The 15,432-nt window shown below is 58.0% G+C and carries 13 protein-coding genes and 2 riboswitches; of the genes, 9 read left to right on the top strand and 4 right to left on the bottom strand.

The annotated features are described in order from the left end of the window. The first annotated feature begins 179 nt into the window (after nucleotides 1-179). On the top strand, nucleotides 180-827 hold the full coding sequence (gene mtgA / locus N7578_RS21785; protein WP_311112584.1) for a monofunctional biosynthetic peptidoglycan transglycosylase: 648 nt from the start codon (nucleotides 180-182) through the stop codon (nucleotides 825-827). 6 nt (nucleotides 828-833) lie between these two features. Here the strand turns inward: mtgA and N7578_RS21780 are convergent, their stop codons facing one another. Together N7578_RS21780 and metA are read right to left on the bottom strand one after the other, a co-directional pair. Then, nucleotides 834-1,853, bottom strand: coding sequence for an aldose epimerase family protein (locus N7578_RS21780; RefSeq protein WP_311112297.1), 1,020 nt, complete (start codon nucleotides 1,851-1,853; stop codon nucleotides 834-836). A gap of 68 nt (nucleotides 1,854-1,921) precedes the next feature. After that, a complete protein-coding gene (gene metA, locus N7578_RS21775) occupies nucleotides 1,922-2,848 on the bottom strand; it encodes a homoserine O-acetyltransferase MetA (protein WP_311112296.1) in 927 nt (308 codons plus the stop codon). A 79-nt stretch (nucleotides 2,849-2,927) separates the two neighbouring features. After that, nucleotides 2,928-3,004, bottom strand: a riboswitch (SAM riboswitch). 90 nt (nucleotides 3,005-3,094) lie between these two features. Between metA and N7578_RS21770 the strand changes: the two genes are divergently transcribed. The 7 genes from N7578_RS21770 (at nucleotide 3,095) to N7578_RS21740 (ending at nucleotide 11,409) form a co-directional block, all read left to right on the top strand. Next, a complete protein-coding gene (locus N7578_RS21770) occupies nucleotides 3,095-3,748 on the top strand; it encodes a thiamine diphosphokinase (RefSeq protein ID WP_311112295.1) in 654 nt (217 codons plus the stop codon). A gap of 4 nt (nucleotides 3,749-3,752) precedes the next feature. Beyond that, the gene (locus N7578_RS21765) at nucleotides 3,753-5,588 is read left to right on the top strand and encodes an ABC-F family ATP-binding cassette domain-containing protein (RefSeq protein WP_311112294.1); all 1,836 of its coding nucleotides are present in this window, start codon (nucleotides 3,753-3,755) and stop codon (nucleotides 5,586-5,588) included. A gap of 94 nt (nucleotides 5,589-5,682) precedes the next feature. Next, a complete protein-coding gene (locus N7578_RS21760; RefSeq protein ID WP_311112293.1) occupies nucleotides 5,683-6,075 on the top strand; it encodes a VOC family protein in 393 nt (130 codons plus the stop codon). A gap of 45 nt (nucleotides 6,076-6,120) precedes the next feature. Then, a riboswitch (TPP riboswitch) is annotated at nucleotides 6,121-6,231 on the top strand. Nucleotides 6,232-6,267: 36 nt separating this feature from the next. Continuing rightward, on the top strand, nucleotides 6,268-7,281 hold the full coding sequence (gene thiB, locus N7578_RS21755; RefSeq protein ID WP_311112292.1) for a thiamine ABC transporter substrate binding subunit: 1,014 nt from the start codon (nucleotides 6,268-6,270) through the stop codon (nucleotides 7,279-7,281). A 19-nt stretch (nucleotides 7,282-7,300) separates the two neighbouring features. After that, nucleotides 7,301-8,926 (top strand): thiamine/thiamine pyrophosphate ABC transporter permease ThiP, encoded by a 1,626-nt coding sequence (thiP, locus tag N7578_RS21750; protein ID WP_311112291.1) that lies wholly within the window; start codon nucleotides 7,301-7,303, stop codon nucleotides 8,924-8,926. After that, nucleotides 8,923-9,639, top strand: coding sequence for an ATP-binding cassette domain-containing protein (locus N7578_RS21745; RefSeq protein WP_311112290.1), 717 nt, complete (start codon nucleotides 8,923-8,925; stop codon nucleotides 9,637-9,639). The genes thiP and N7578_RS21745 overlap by 4 nt, the downstream gene beginning before the upstream one ends. Before the next feature lie 243 nt (nucleotides 9,640-9,882). Next, nucleotides 9,883-11,409 carry a M48 family metalloprotease gene (locus N7578_RS21740; protein WP_422646719.1) on the top strand — a complete coding sequence of 509 codons (1,527 nt, stop codon included), beginning with the start codon at nucleotides 9,883-9,885 and terminating at the stop codon, nucleotides 11,407-11,409. Nucleotides 11,410-11,468: 59 nt separating this feature from the next. Here N7578_RS21740 and leuC read toward each other — a convergent pair whose 3' ends face one another. Beyond that, nucleotides 11,469-12,878 carry a 3-isopropylmalate dehydratase large subunit gene (gene leuC / locus N7578_RS21735; RefSeq protein ID WP_311112288.1) on the bottom strand — a complete coding sequence of 470 codons (1,410 nt, stop codon included), beginning with the start codon at nucleotides 12,876-12,878 and terminating at the stop codon, nucleotides 11,469-11,471. Between the two features lie 412 nt (nucleotides 12,879-13,290). On the opposite strand from leuC, the gene N7578_RS21730 reads away from it, so the two are divergent. After that, nucleotides 13,291-14,571 carry an MFS transporter gene (locus N7578_RS21730; protein ID WP_311112287.1) on the top strand — a complete coding sequence of 427 codons (1,281 nt, stop codon included), beginning with the start codon at nucleotides 13,291-13,293 and terminating at the stop codon, nucleotides 14,569-14,571. Between the two features lie 45 nt (nucleotides 14,572-14,616). On the opposite strand, the gene N7578_RS21725 is transcribed toward N7578_RS21730, so the two are convergent. Continuing rightward, nucleotides 14,617-15,426: an amino acid ABC transporter permease gene (locus N7578_RS21725; protein ID WP_311112286.1), complete on the bottom strand. Its 810-nt coding sequence runs from the start codon at nucleotides 15,424-15,426 to the stop codon at nucleotides 14,617-14,619. Between the last annotated feature and the right edge of the window lie 6 nt (nucleotides 15,427-15,432).

The raw sequence follows: 15,432 nt of genomic DNA, 5'->3' as shown, positions 1-15,432 counted from the left end.
GAGGGAACCCATATGACCGGACTCGCCTTGAACATGGCAATGGAATATGAAAGGCTTCGATCAGCCTGGGTGGGAAAACATTGAGCAGCACGCCTGAAAGCGACGCAGACTACGCCGTGCTGGCGGAAGACCGGAGCAGTCCGAAGGTGGATTTTCGCACGTTGGCAAAGCGTTTCGTCATGTTTTTGCTGGCATTGCTGATCCTGCCGTATCTGCTTATCCCGGTTTACGCGCTTCCGTTCATGCGGCCTGTTTCCACGCTCATGCTTGCCGATCTCGTCACTTTTCAAGGATATGACCGGCGTTGGGTTCCGCTTGAGGATATTTCTCCACGCCTTGTTCAGTCGGTGATGATGTCCGAGGACGGACAGTTCTGTTTCCACGGTGGCGTGGACTGGAACCAGATGCAGTCTGTCGTGACGGATGCGCTTGAAGGTGCGTCCACGCGTGGCGCCAGCACTATTCCCATGCAGACCGCCAAAAATCTCTTTCTCTGGAATGGCCGGTCTTTCCTGCGCAAGGGACTTGAGCTGCCGCTCGCCGTGGCCGCCGATGTGGTGTGGTCGAAAAAGCGGATGATGGAGATCTATCTCAACATCGCCGAATGGGGTCCGGGCATCTACGGCATCGAGGCTGCCGCGCAGCATCACTTCAAGGTGTCCGCCTCGAAGCTCAGTTCTCGTCAGGCAGCTTTGCTGGCTGTTTCATTGCCAAACCCGATCGACCGGGTAGCCAGCAAGCCGGGGCGCGGTTTGCAGCGGCTTGCGGGCGTCATAGAAAGGCGCGCACGGGCGTCAGGCGCATATGTCGGCTGCGTGCTGGAATAAGGCCAATCAACCCTTCTTGAAAATGTAGTCCGTTTCCTGCCGCAGGGTTTCGCCGGGAAGCAGGATCGCGTGCGGGAAATCGGCGTGATTGGGGGCATCCGGCCAGTTCTGCGTTTCAAGGCAAAACCCTGCGAACGGTCCATAGGTGCGGCCGTCGAGGCCTGGAACAGGAACGTCGAGCTTGAAGGCTGAATAAAATTGCACGCCGGGTTCAGTCGTGTGGACTTCGAGAGCGATATCGGATGCAGGTGCGTAGACGCGGGCGACCTTGCGCTTGGCGCGGCGCTCCGGCGACAGGCAGAAATTGTGGTCGTAAAGCACCTGTTCGCCGTTGTCCTTGCGGCGCATCGGCGTGGGATGGCGAAGATCGAAAACAGTGCCATCGACAGGGCGGATTTCGCCGGTCGGGATCTGTTTCTCGTTGGTCGGCAGGTAGTAATTCGCCGCGATCTCGATCTCGTGGCCGAGTGCCGTGTCGGCTCCGTCCAGATTGAAATAGGAATGCTGGCAGATATTGGCGATGGTTGGTTTGTCGGTGGTCGTTTCATAAACGACCGACAGCACGCCGCCGTCGAGGATCGTGTATGTCGCCGTCACCGTGCAGTTGCCGGGATAGCCGGCGCGGCCATCGGGGTCGATGATTTCAAGCACGACGTGGCTTTCGCCATGTTCCATCAGCATCCAGTTCCGTTTGCCCAGACCGTCACTGCCGCCATGCAGGTGCGTGACGCCTTTTTCATTCAGTTCAAGCTGGTATTCGTGCCCATCAATGGAGAACCTGCCGTCGCCGATACGGTTGGCATTGCGGCCGGGCGTGGCTCCGAAATAGGAGGAATATCTGTAATCCTCGAACTTGTCGAAGCCCAGAACGAGCGGCGGCTGATGGCCTTCGAGGCGTAGATCCTGAATAACTGCGCCCCAGGTGATGACCTTCGCCGTCAATCCGCCCTTGGATATGGTTACGCGCTCGACCTTTTCCCCGGTTGCGGTGAAACCGAAATTTTCCCGTGCCGCCGCGTCGCTCATTCCCTGTTCTCCCACCTTGTAATGACCGGCGGACGTTGCGTTATTTTCCGGCGATGTGCAATCGCGTTTTATGCGGCAAGTTCTCCGATAGCGTCGAGATCGTAGGGAGTGGTCTGGTATATCTCGTTGATCCAGTTGCCGAAAAACAGATGCGCGTGGCTTCTCCAGCGGTTGAGCGGGGTCAGCTCCGGGTCGTTGTGCGGGAAGTAGTCATGTGGCAGCTTGATGGGGACGCCAGCGTTCACGTCGCGGAAATATTCATCCGAAAGCGATGTCGAATCATATTCCACATGGTTGAACATGTAGAGCCGGTTGCCCTGCTTTTCATGCACCAGGCACACGCCCATCTCTTCGGATTCCATCAAAATTTCCAGATCCGGGCATTTTTCGATGTCGGCGCGGCGCACTTCTGTCCAGCGGGAAACCGGCACCTGGAAGTCATCGGAAAAGCCATTCAGATAGATGGAGGAGGGGCTGAGGTTGCGATGGCGATAAACACCGAATGCCTTTTCCTTCAGCTCGTGCTTGGGAACGCCATGGAAGTGATAGATCGCCGCCATGGCACCCCAGCAGACGTTCAGCGTCGAGTGGACGTTGGTCTGCGTCCATTCGAAGATCTTCTGCATCTCGTCCCAATAGGTCACGTCTTCGTAGGCGAGTGTTTCAACCGGCGCGCCGGTGATGATGAAACCGTCGAACTTGCGGTGGCGAACCTCTTCCCACGTTTCGTAGAAGGATAGCAGGTGTTCTTCCGGTGTGTTCTTGGCGCGATGACCGCCGATGCGCACGAGCGACAGTTCCACCTGCAGCGGGGAGGCGCCGACAAGGCGGGCCATCTGAAGCTCGGTCTTTATCTTGTTCGGCATGAGATTCAAAAGTCCGATCTGGAGCGGGCGGATATCCTGACGGATAGCTGCCGTTTCGGTCATGACCCGCACGCCCTCATGCACGAGGGTTTCGAAGGCGGGGAGGGTATCTGGAATCTTGATTGGCATGTCGAACTCTCACTTTCAGGCTGCCGAAGGCCGTGAAAACAAAAAAACCGGCAGCGAAATCGCAACCGGCTCCAGGAAATTGCCTTTTTCCTCGACCCTTTAGCGACTTCTTTAAAGTGGCTGCAAGCCGGTCGGCAAATCACCACTGGCGGACTACATAATCCCGCGCGCTCAGAAAATCAATATCGGCGGTTTTCTCAGGGTTTCAGCCTTTCCATTGTGGCCTCACCTGCGATAAGGCAAGGCATGGAAACACAACGCTTCACCATTCTGCTCGGCGGAGATGTCACCGTTACGGATCGCCTGAAAAGTGCGGTTTCCGGTACGCGCGTGATCGCGGCCGATAGCGGTATGCGCCATGCATCAGCGCTTGGTCTTTCACCGGAGCTGTGGGTGGGGGATTTCGATTCCGCCGAGCCAGGCCTACTGGATCAATGGCCGAAGGTGGAGCGCCAGCCTTACCCGGCGGCAAAAGCCGTGACGGACGGCGAGATTGCCGTGTCGGAAGCCATCAACCGCGGTGCGCGGTCGCTGGTTCTCGCCGGTGCGCTTGGCGGAGAGCGCAGCGACCACGCCCTTCAGCATTTCCTCTATGCGGTGGCACTTACGGAACGTGGTTTCGAGGTTGTGCTGACATCCGGAGAAGAGGAAGCCTACCCGCTGCTGCCCGGCGTCCTTGATATCGACCTGCCGGAAAGCGCCTTGTTTTCCGTCGCTGGCATTTCAGCCCTCAAGGGACTGACCATCACCAATGTGCGTTATCCTCTTGAGGATTTCGCGCTTGCTTTCGGTTCGTCCCGCACTATTTCCAACGTCGCGAATGGTGGCCTTGCGCATTTTTCGCTGCAAAGCGGAAAAGCCATCGTGCTCGCCCGACCCTATGATCTGACCGGAGCCTGACGCCTTGGCACCCCCTATTCTCAAACTCGACGATATCAAACTCACCTTCGGCGTGACGCCGCTGCTTGACGGTGCGAACCTTCAGGTGGAGCCGGGTGACCGCATCTGCCTTGTCGGACGCAATGGCTCGGGCAAATCGACGCTGATGAAAATCGCCGCCGGTCTGGTCGAGGCGCAGTCGGGCGAGGTTTTCCGTCATCCGTCGGCAACGATCCGTTATCTGGAGCAGGCTCCTGATTTTGCCGGTTACGATACCGTGCAGGCCTATGCCGAGGCCGGGCTTGGGCCGGGTGATGATCCCTATCGCGTCACCTACATTCTAGAACATCTGGGGCTGACGGGGCAGGAGCATCCGCAGAACCTTTCGGGTGGTGAGGCGCGTCGTGCGGCGCTGGCGCGTGTCATGGCGCCGCAGCCGGACATTCTGATGCTGGACGAACCGACCAACCATCTGGACCTGCCAACTATCGAATGGCTGGAAGACGAATTGCAGCAGACGCGCAGCGCGCTAGTGCTGATTTCGCACGACCGCCGCTTTCTGGAAAAGGTGTCCAACGCCACCGTCTGGCTGGATCGCGGTCAATCCCGCCGCCTCAACCGAGGTTTCGCGCATTTCGAGGAATGGCGCGACAAGGTGCTGGAAGAGGAGGAGCTGGAGCAGCACAAGCTCGGCAAGGCCATCGAGCGCGAAGAGCACTGGATGCGTTACGGCGTAACCGCCCGCCGCAAACGCAACATGCGCCGTGTTGGCGAATTGCAGGCGATGAGGGCGGAATATCGCGGCCACAAGGGGCCGCAGGGTTCCGTGCAGGCAACGGTGACGGAGGGGCGTGAATCTGGCAAGCTGGTGATCGAGGCGGATTCCATCACCAAGTCCTACGGAGAGCGCACCATCATTGCTCCGTTTTCGCTGCGGGTGCATCGCGGCGATTGCATCGGTCTTGTCGGACCGAACGGCGCGGGAAAGACGACGCTTCTGAAGATGCTGACCGGGCAACTCGCGCCTGACAGCGGTACGGTGAAGCTCGGCACCAATCTGGAGATCGCCACCCTCGATCAGAAGCGTGAGGATCTGAACCCCGACGATACGCTGGCCTATTATCTGACGGACGGACGCGGCGATAACCTGATCGTCAATGGCGAACTGAAACACGTCACTGGTTACATGAAGGATTTCCTGTTCCAGCCGGAACAGGCCCGCACACCGATCCGCAATCTGTCTGGCGGCGAGCGCGCCCGTCTTATTCTGGCGCGTATTCTGGCGCGCCCGACCAATCTTCTGATCCTCGACGAGCCGACCAACGACCTCGATATCGAAACGCTCGATCTTTTGCAGGAAATCGTCGCTGGTTTTTCCGGCACGGTCATTCTCGTCAGCCACGATCGTGATTTTCTCGATCGCACCGTCACGTCCACCATTGCGCCAGCGAACCCGGATGCACCGGATGGGCGCTGGATCGAATATGCCGGTGGCTATTCGGACATGATGGCGCAGCGCAAGGGGGCTAACGAGGAAAAACGCAAGGCGGAAAAGCAGGAAAAGGAAAAGGCGGCATCGTCCTCCTCTTCTTCTTCTTCTTCTGCGGAACCAGCCAAGGGTAAAGCGAAACTCTCCTTCAAGCAGAAGTTCGCGCTGGAGAATCTGCCGAAGGAAATGGAGAAGGCTCAGGGCGAAATCGCCAAGCGCGAAGAGCGCATGGCGGACCCCAACCTGTTCACCAAAGATCCGGCTGCCTTCAACAAGCTGGCGGAGGAAATGACCAAGCTGCGCGAAAAGCTTGAGGCCATGGAAGAAGAGTGGCTTGAGCTGGAAATGCTGCGCGAAGAGCTTGAGGGCTAAAGTCGAACGATCGTCCGGAACGGTTTCGGCTCAGGCGACTTTGACAGGAGAGGAAAATTGCCCTTTCCTGTCAGTCCAGTGAGGAGTTTTGACCATGCGGATGATTTTCGTCAACCTGCCTGTGAAGGATATCGAGAGATCGAAGGCGTTCTTCACGGCGCTCGGGTTCAGCTTCAATCCGGAATATTCGGATGATCGCACGCTCTGCATGATCGTGGAGCAGAACATATTCGTCATGCTTCTTCAAGAAGAGCGCTTTCGCGATTTCATCAATGGCGACATTGCCGACGCGACCCAAAGCACCGAAGTTCTCACCTGCCTTTCGGCAGGTAGCCGGGAGGAAATCGATTGCATGATCGAAACGGCGCTTTCTTCTGGCGGCAACACATGGAAACCGGTGCAGGATCATGGTTTCATGTATGCCGGCAGCTTTCAGGACCCGGATGGTCACGTCTGGGAACTCGTGCATATGACGCAACAGAGCTGACAGCGTTCCTTCTTGCCAAGTTAAGGCAGCGGGACTAAACCACTATCTGATCTAACGGGGTGTCTTGTTTTCATCTGAAGGCAAGGCTGAGAGGTTCGCCAACCCGAAGAACCTGATCCGGTTCATACCGGCGTAGGGATTAGACAGCTTTCACGCGAGCGCCTGATCCCATATCGTTTCGAGGAGGTGCGTATGCGTCGTCGTCTTTTGCTGAATTCAATTGTTGCCGCTTCCCTTTTGCTGCCCGGTTTTTCCGTGGCGCAGGAGAAGAAAGCGCTGACCGTCTACACCTATGAAAGCTTCGTTTCGGAGTGGGGTCCGGGTCCGAAGGTGAAGGACGCCTTCGAGAAGGTTTGTGATTGCACGGTCAATTTCGTCGGCGTGGCCGATGGCGTGGCGCTGCTCAATCGCCTGAAACTTGAAGGTTCCGGCTCCAAGGCTGATGTCGTGGTCGGGCTGGATACCAATCTCGTAGAGGAAGCGAAACAGACCGGGCTTTTCGAGGCGAGCGGTATCGATACCTCAGCTGCGAAGGTGCCGGGTGGTTACAAGGATGATGTCTTCGTCCCTTACGACTACGGCCATTTCGCTGTGATCTACGACACGCAGACGGTAAAGAATCCACCGAAAAGCCTGAAAGATCTGGTGGAGGGCGACCCTTCGCAGAAGATCGCCATTCAGGATCCGCGTACTTCCACGCCGGGCCTCGGGCTGTTGCTGTGGGTGAAATCGGTTTATGGCGACAAGGCGCCGGAAGCCTGGGCCAAGCTCAGGAACCGTGTTTTGACGGTGACGCCGGGCTGGTCGGAATCCTATGGCCTGTTCACCAAGGGTGAGGTGCCGATGGTTCTGTCCTATACCACGTCGCCCGCCTACCACATGGTTGCGGAAGATACAGACCGTTATCAGGCGGCGGCGTTTTCAGAAGGGCACTACATACAGATCGAGGTTTCTGGTCTTTTGAAGAATGCGCCCGAAAAGGAGCTGGCAAAACAGTTCCTTGCTTTCACGCTCACGCCCGGTTTTCAGGACGCCATTCCGGAAAACAACTGGATGATGCCGGTCTCTGCCACTTCCAAACCTCTACCGGGTGCGTTTTCGAAGCTTGTGCAGCCGGAAAAGACTTTTCTGATGAACCCGGAAGAGGTCGCGAAGAATCGCAAGGCATGGATAGATGAATGGCTTGCTGGCATGAGCGTGAACTGAGAAAAGGCTTCGTCAGAGGATGATGCTTCGGCGCGACTACAGGTGGTCGATGATTGGAGGAGCGGCGGCCTTTACCGCCGTTTTTCTGTTCATGACGCTTGCCGTTGCTGCTCTTCTTTCCTTCGATGCCGGAGCGTCAGCGGCGGGTATCCTTGACGCCTATACGTTGCGCATCCTGCGTTTCACGCTTTATCAGGCAAGTCTTTCCGCTCTGATCTCCATCTTGCTCGGCTTGCCGGTTGCGCTGGCACTGGCGCGGCAACGGAGTTTTCCGGGGCGTATCTGGATTATCAGGCTGCTGGCCGTGCCGATGGGCCTGCCGGCCATTGTTGGCGCGCTCGGGATCATCGCTATCTGGGGCAGGCAGGGCGTGCTGAATACGCTGCTTCTATCGCTTGGCAGCGAGCAGCCTTTCAGCATCTATGGCCTTTCAGGCATTCTCGTCGCGCATGTGTTCTTCAACCTGCCGCTTGCGGTGCGGCTGATGCTGGCCGGACTGGAGCGGATCCCCAGCGAGTACTGGCGTATGGCCTCAAGCCTCGGCATGGGCTCGTTATCGGTGTTACGTTTCATCGAATGGCCAGCGGTTGCGCGTCTCATTCCGGGTATTGCGGGGCTCATTTTTATGCTCTGCGCGACCAGCTTCACACTCGTGCTGTTGCTTGGTGGCGGACCCGCGGCAACGACTCTTGAGGTTGCCATTTATCAGGCTCTGCGGTTCGATTTCGATCCACAGCGTGCCATTGCGCTTTCGCTTATGCAGATCACTCTGACAGCGGTTCTTCTCTCCCTTCTTGCCCTGCTTCCATCGCAGGACGCGGAGATCGCATCGCTTGGCCGACACGTCCGCCGCTTTGACAGCAGGGGTGTGGTTGCCCGCCTGTGGGATGGCACGGCCATTGTTCTTGTGGTGTTGCTGGTTGGCCTTCCACTTGCCGCCGTAACGGTATCGGGGCTCAGCGCCGATATCATCAGGCTTGTTTCTGCTCCGGTGTTTTTCCGGGCTGCGACAACGAGCCTTCTCATCGCCTTGCTCTCCGGTACGTTTGCCGTGCTCTGCTGCATGGCGTTGATCGGTGCACGGCAGGCCATCGGTTCGAAACGAAAGGCTGAAGCTTCCCTGCGGTTTCTGTCGGTGGTGTATGGGGCGGGTGCGTCACTCGTCCTTCTCGTGCCGCCGGTGGTTCTTGGAAGCGGCTGGTTTTTGCTGCTCAGGCCGTTCGGTGATGTCAGTGTTTTTGCACCGTTGCTCGTGGCTGTCATCAATATGCTGATGGCGCTGCCTCTGGTGATGCGTGTTCTCGAACCCGCAGTGGCCATTCATAACGCGCGCACCGGTCGCCTGTCGACAAGCCTCGGCGTCTCCGGCCTGTCGCGCCTGCGGTTTATCGATCTGCCGGTACTGTGGCGACCGCTTGCCATGGCCATGTCTTTTGCGATGGCGCTGTCTCTCGGCGATCTGGGAGCGGTTGCGCTTTTCGGATCGGAAAATTTCGTGACGCTGCCCTGGCTGGTCTACAGCAACATGGGCAGTTATCGCACCAACGATGCGGCGGGTTACGCCTTCATTCTCGGGGTCGTCTGCCTGCTTCTGGCGGCCGGTGGCGTTCCGGGGACTGCACAGTCATCAAGGGAACGGGCATGAGCGGAGACAGTCTGGCAGTACGGCTGGATGACGTGAGGCTGGAACTCGGCGCTCAGGTGTTTCGGTTCGATTGCGGGTTCCGCCAAAGCTGCATTACGGCCGTGGTCGGCGCATCTGGGTCGGGGAAATCGACGCTCCTCAATCTGATCGCCGGTTTCGAGATTCCCGATTCTGGCCGCGTGCAGATCGGCGGAGAAGATGTGCAGTCGCTAGATCCTTCGCAACGCCCGGTGTCGCTGATCTTTCAGGACAACAATCTGTTTGCCCATCTCGATATCTTCACCAATGTCGCACTCGGTGTGAGTCCTTCACTGAAATTGCATGAGGAGGATAGAGAGAGGATCGATCACGCGCTTGCGCGGGTGGGGCTGCCGGGGTTCGGCAAACGCTTGCCAAATACTCTTTCCGGTGGGGAAAGACAGCGGGCTGCCCTGGCGCGTGCCCTTGTCCGGAAAAAGCCGGTGATGCTGCTCGACGAGCCATTCGCTGCGCTCGACCCCGGTTTACGATCCGGAATGATGGCCCTGCTTGTCGAGTTGCAGTCAGAAACGCAACAGACGGTCGTTATTGTCACGCACCACATCGAGGACGTGAAAAAACTGGCGAATGACGTGGTGTTTCTTGACGGTGGCAGTACCGTCTACTCTGGATCGGCTGATGATTTCTTTGCCACACAAAATGTGAAGGCCATTGAGAGCTTCCTCAATCCGTGATCGCCTTATTTTCGACGCGGCCCGCTGGCAATCGCTTTACCACACGACTTCAATGACGCTAATTTGCACTTGCGAGACTCAAGTTGTTGTCCGAGAACACGGAAACTATTTCTTTCTATAAAAATAGTCCGGGTGCAAAGGATCGTTTTTACCTCCGCGGCATTCATGTGCTGTTTGAGGCGAATCTGATATTCTGGTCTGCAATTAACGGATGATCAGGAACGTTAGGAGCAGACGTACAGAATGGGAAATTGCGTGACTGCACAAAGAGGCCTTTTCTCCGGTTCAGGCGTTCAGCGTTTCGGCAGGGCGGCCAAGGTCTTTTCTGTGCTTGCGGCATCCACCGTCATTCTTTCTTCCTGCCAATCCCTCTTCAGCCCGGCCTATCAGTCGACGTTGCGTCCGTCTGATAATCCGCAGACCGTCGAGCAAGTGCAGAAGAACGATCCGCGTGCACAGATGGGTGCACGCGAGCATCCTCGTATCGTCGCCAGCTATGGCGGTGAGTATCGCGATGCGAAAACGGAACGGCTGGTTGCGCGTATTACCGGCGCACTGACGGCCGTATCGGAAAACCCGCAGCAGTCCTATCGTATTACCATTCTGAATTCGCCGGCGATCAATGCGTTCGCGCTGCCGGGTGGCTATCTTTACGTCACTCGCGGGCTTCTGGCGCTTGCCAACGATGCGTCGGAAGTGGCGGCGGTGCTTTCGCACGAGATGGGCCACGTTACCGCCAATCACGGCATAGAGCGTCAGCGCCGCGAAGAGGCGGAAGTCATTGCCAGCCGCGTCGTGGCTGAGGTTCTGTCGAGTGACTTGGCCGGAAAGCAGGCGCTCGCGCGTGGAAAACTGAGGCTTGCGGCCTTCTCACGCCAGCAGGAACTGCAGGCGGATGTGATCGGTGTGCGCATGCTGGGCGAGGCTGGTTATGATCCTTTCGCTTCACCGCGCTTTCTGGATTCGATGGCGGCCTATGCCCGTTTCACCTCTGCAGATCCGGATAGCGACCAGAGCCTCGACTTCCTGTCCAGCCATCCCAACACGCCGCAGCGTATCGAACTGGCCCGCAGGCATGCACGTGCCTTCGGCCAGGAAGGCCAGGTCGGGGATCGTGGCCGCGACTGGTTCCTCGACGGTATAGATGGCCTGCTTTATGGTGACAGCCCGCAGGAAGGTTACGTGCGTGGCCAGACGTTCCTGCACGGAACGCTCGGTATTCGCTTCGACGTGCCGGAAGGTTTCGTCATCGATAACAAGGTGGAAGCCGTTCTGGCGACCGGACCGGGCGACATGGCAATCCGTTTCGACGGTGTGGCCGATCCAAAGCAGACCAGCCTCGCGAATTATCTGACGAGCGGCTGGGTTGCAGGCCTCATACCTGAGACGGTACGCGAAACGCAGGTGAACGGTCTGGAGGCTGCAACGGCGCGTGCCTCGGCCGACAAGTGGGATTTCGACGTCACCGTTATCCGTGTCGGTCAACAGATATTCCGTTTCCTGACGGCCGTGCCGAAGGGAAGCCAGCAACTGGATAGCGTTGCGAACGTGCTTCGTGGCAGTTTCCGTCGCATGACTCCTCAGGAAATCGCATCACTCAAGCCGTTGCGTGTCCGGGTTGTCACCGTCAAGCCGGGTGAGACGATTGCCACGATGGCGGCGCGGATGATGGGCACGGATCGCAAGCTGGAGATGTTCAGGGTGCTGAATGCAATGAGCGCAACGGCGGCGCTCCAGCCCGGGCAGCGGGTGAAGATCATTTCTGAATGACCAAAAAGAAAACCCCGGATCGCTCCGGGGTTTTTTGTAATCTGGCTTTGTACCTGTATTTACTGCCACTCACGCACATCGACGAAATGGCCGGCGATGGCCGCCGCTGCCGCCATGGAAGGTGAAACAAGGTGCGTGCGGCTCTTGTAGCCCTGACGGCCTTCGAAGTTGCGGTTCGAGGTTGACGCACAGCGCTCACCCGGCTTCAGGCGGTCGTCGTTCATGGCAAGGCACATGGAGCAGCCCGGTTCGCGCCACTCGAAACCGGCGTCCAGGAAGATCTTGTCCAGTCCTTCCTTTTCCGCCTGTTCCTTCACCAGACCGGAGCCTGGAACGATCATAGCGGAAACGGTGGGCGCAACCTTGCGGCCATCAACGATCTTTGCTGCCGCACGCAGGTCTTCGATACGGCCGTTGGTGCAGGAACCGATGAAAACGCGGTCGATGGCGATGTCCGTCATGCGGGTGCCGGGTGTCAGGCCCATATACTCCAGCGCGCGCCACTTGGAGGCACGCTTGTTCTCGTCGCCGATCTGATCGGGATCGGGAACAATACCCTGAATGGATGTCACGTCTTCCGGCGAGGAGCCCCACGATACGATGGGCGGCAGATTTGCGGCATCCAGCACGACCACCTTGTCGTAATGGGCGCCTTCGTCCGATTTCAGCGTCTTCCAATAGGCAATTGCCTGTTCGAGCGTTTCGCCCTGCGGTGCTCGCGGCTTGCCCTTGATGTATTCGAAGGTCGTTTCGTCCGGCGCGATGAGACCGGCGCGGGCGCCGCCTTCGATGGTCATGTTGCAAACTGTCATGCGGCCTTCCATGGACAGCGAACGGATCGCCTCGCCCGCGAATTCGATCACATGGCCGGTGCCGCCAGCGGTGCCGATCTCACCGATGATGGCGAGGATAATATCCTTTGCGGTCACGCCTTCCGGCACCTTGCCGTCGACGCGCACCAGCATGTTCTTGGCTTTTTTCTGGATCAGCGTCTGGGTCGCCAGGACGTGCTCCACTTCGGACGTGCCGATACCATGCGCCAGCGCACCGAAGGCGCCGTGCGTGGATGTGTGGCTGTCGCCGCAGACGATCGTCATGCCGGGCAGGGTGAAGCCCTGTTCCGGGCCAACGATGTGAACGATGCCCTGACGCTTGTCGCGCTCGGAATAATATTCAACCCCGAAATCCCTGGCGTTCTGCGCCAGCGCTTCGACCTGAATGCGGCTTTCCTCGTTCTTGATGCCCTCCAGCCGGTCGGCCGTGGTCGGCACGTTGTGGTCGACGACGGCCAGCGTGCGGGTGGGCGAATGCACGGGACGGCCCGCTATGCGCAGGCCTTCGAAAGCCTGCGGCGACGTCACTTCGTGAACGAGGTGACGGTCGATGTAGATGAGACAGGTCCCATCCGGGTCGCGGTTGACAACGTGGTCGTCCCAGATCTTGTCATACAGGGTACGCGGTGCGCTCATGGCTCTTTGCCTTGTCATTTAAAAGGTAAATGGGGAATCGGATATGACGGGACAGCGGATGCTGTCAGGCGAGCCTAAGTCGGCTATTGAGCGCCCCGGAAATGCGCGCAAAAAAACGAGCCGGCAGACGCTTATGGTCCTGCAGCACGTAGATATTCTGCGCGAGACATCCGAATTTCGATTCCATGACCGCCTTCATACCAGATCGCTGCCTGCACGGCAATATCGTGCAGGCTTGGCGGGGTGCTGATTTCCTCGCCATCTGCTGCTGGCTTTTTATGCGAAGCGCCGCGAAATTCCCCTGTTTTGCGGGTGTATGCTGCAATGCAACTTGCTTATTGTGCGTCGCACATATAGACCGAGCGCCTTATCATCTGCATTTCGAACGAGGAATCGAAGGGAGGGAAAGCACATGGTACAAGAAAAATCCCTTATCTCGAAGATCACCTGGCGGCTGATGCCGTTTCTTGGCGTTCTCTATCTTATCGCTTACATCGACCGTCAGAACGTCAGCTATGCCAAGCTGCAAATGGTCGGCGATCTGGGCCTGAGCGAATATGCCTATGGACTCGGCGCGTCGCTGTTTTTCATCGGCTATTTCATTTTCGAGGTTCCGAGCAACCTGTTGCTGACCCGCTTTGGTGCCAGCCGCTGGTTCGCCCGTATCATCATCTCCTGGGGCATGGTCACGATCGCGCTTGCCTATACCAGCAGCCCGACGATGTTCTACATCCTGCGTTTCCTGCTGGGCGCTTGTGAGGCCGGTTTCTTCCCCGGAGTTCTCTATCTTCTGACCGTCTGGTTCCCGCGGGATTATCGCGCCCGCATGGTTGGTCTGTTCATGATCTTCAGCGCGCTCGCCAATGCCATTGGCGCACCGCTGGGCGGCATGTTGCTCGATCTTGATGGTCTGTTCGGTTACGCGGGTTGGGAATGGGTATTCCTTGCCACGGGTGTTCCTGCGGTTATCGCCGGTATCTTCACGCTCTTTTATCTGGACGACACGCCCGACAAGGCGAAATTCCTGACGCAGGACGAGAAGGACTGGTTGAAGAAGCGCATCGCGTCTGAAAATTCCGGCATGGAAGAACATGCCGAGGATGGCTTCCGGGCGCTGATCAACCCGCGTGTGCTGTTCATGTCGATCTGCTACGTCGGTTTCCCGCTGGCTGCTTATGGCCTCAGCTACTGGCTGCCGACCATCGTCAAGAGCTTCGGCGTTTCCAACACGGCCAACGGCTTCATCAACATCATCCCGTGGATTGCAGTCGCAATCGCGCTTTATGTTGTTCCTGCTGCTGCCGATCGTGCGAAGAACAAGACACCTTACATCGTTGGCCCGGCCTTCATCGGTGCTTTCTGCCTGCTGATGTCGGCACTGTTGACCGATCCGGTTCTGCAGTTCGCCTTCCTGTGCGCTGCCGCTGCGGGCATTTTTGCCGGTCAGCCGGTGTTCTGGAGCCTGCCTGGCCGCTTCCTGAAGGGGGCTGGCGCTGCCGCTGGTCTTGCCGCCATCAACTCGGTTGGCAACCTTGGCGGTTTCGTCGCGCAGAACGTGGTGCCCTGGATCAAGGACCAGACCGGAAGTACCATCGCGCCGATGTTCTTCCTGGCATTCTGCCTTGCCGTTGCGGGCGTGCTTGTCATCATCGCCACGCGCACGATTGCCAGCGAAAAGAAGGCTGTTGCCTGACAATCCAAAATCTGACGGCCGGAAATCCGGCCGTCACTTCATGCCTCAGCCCTGTTTTGAGCGCATCGCCTTTTCCACACGCCGCAAGATCAGCGACAGGCCGATCGTCAGGATCAGGTAGACATAGGCGACAATCGAATACGTCTCGAAGAAACGGAATGAGCCTGCGGCATAGACCTTGCCCATCTGGGTGATGTCCGTCACGCCCAGTACCGAGACGAGCGAGCTGTCCTTCACCATCGCGACGAAATCGTTCGAAAGCGGCGGAAAGATCGTTCGCAACGCCTGCGGCAATACGATCAGCCTGAAACGATGATAGCGATTGAGGCCGAGTGCTTTTGCCGCTTCTATCTGCCCCACTGAAACCGACTGTATACCCGCCCGGAAAATTTCCGCGATAAAGGCGGCATAGCAGATCGTCAGCGCGATAATGGCGCGCCATGTGAGCGAGACGTCGCGGACCAACAGGGGCTCGAACCATCCCTTTTCGACCGGAATCGCGATCAGCCAGTTATAGAGTGCTACCAGTGCCGGTGTACCGACAAAGGCGATGTAGAAAAGCAGGACGAGAACCGGGATACCACGGATGACCTCGATGTAAAATCGTGCCGCTTGCCGCAGCGCGATGTTGTCGGCCATGCTGAGAAGGGAAAGGCCGAGCCCCAGCAGCGTCGCCAGCGCAAAGGCGGCTAGCGTCACGAATATGGTGATCCCTATCCCCTTGGCGACGGTGGTGAAAACCTGCATGTACAGATCGTTGATGGCGATGAGGGCGGCAAGTCCCAGGCCGATGACGACAATCGCCACCAGCCACCAGGGAAAGTCCTCGTCTTTCTTGATGTGTCCCGCACTCAAAACGGC

Origin of the sequence: Agrobacterium tumefaciens (genome assembly GCF_031801495.1) — a bacterium.
GTDB classification, from domain to species: Bacteria; Pseudomonadota; Alphaproteobacteria; order Rhizobiales; family Rhizobiaceae; genus Agrobacterium; species Agrobacterium tumefaciens_K.
The sequence above is the reverse complement of the archived record's forward strand: the minus strand, read 5'-3'. Positions and strand labels throughout refer to the sequence as shown.

Excerpts from the sequence above, each read along its gene's own strand:
- metA (WP_311112296.1), bottom strand. The coding sequence starts at position 2,848 with ATGCCAATCAAGATTCCAGATACCCTCCCCGCCTTCGAAACCCTCGTG.
- leuC (WP_311112288.1), bottom strand. The coding sequence starts at position 12,878 with ATGAGCGCACCGCGTACCCTGTATGACAAGATCTGGGACGACCACGTT.
- N7578_RS21730 (WP_311112287.1), top strand. The coding sequence starts at position 13,291 with ATGGTACAAGAAAAATCCCTTATCTCGAAGATCACCTGGCGGCTGATG.
- thiP (WP_311112291.1), top strand. The coding sequence starts at position 7,301 with ATGATGCTTCGGCGCGACTACAGGTGGTCGATGATTGGAGGAGCGGCG.
- mtgA (WP_311112584.1), top strand. The coding sequence starts at position 180 with ATGTTTTTGCTGGCATTGCTGATCCTGCCGTATCTGCTTATCCCGGTT.
- thiB (WP_311112292.1), top strand. The coding sequence starts at position 6,268 with ATGCGTCGTCGTCTTTTGCTGAATTCAATTGTTGCCGCTTCCCTTTTG.
- N7578_RS21745 (WP_311112290.1), top strand. The coding sequence starts at position 8,923 with ATGAGCGGAGACAGTCTGGCAGTACGGCTGGATGACGTGAGGCTGGAA.
- N7578_RS21770 (WP_311112295.1), top strand. The coding sequence starts at position 3,095 with ATGGAAACACAACGCTTCACCATTCTGCTCGGCGGAGATGTCACCGTT.
- N7578_RS21780 (WP_311112297.1), bottom strand. The coding sequence starts at position 1,853 with ATGAGCGACGCGGCGGCACGGGAAAATTTCGGTTTCACCGCAACCGGG.
- N7578_RS21760 (WP_311112293.1), top strand. The coding sequence starts at position 5,683 with ATGCGGATGATTTTCGTCAACCTGCCTGTGAAGGATATCGAGAGATCG.
- N7578_RS21740 (WP_422646719.1), top strand. The coding sequence starts at position 9,883 with ATGGGAAATTGCGTGACTGCACAAAGAGGCCTTTTCTCCGGTTCAGGC.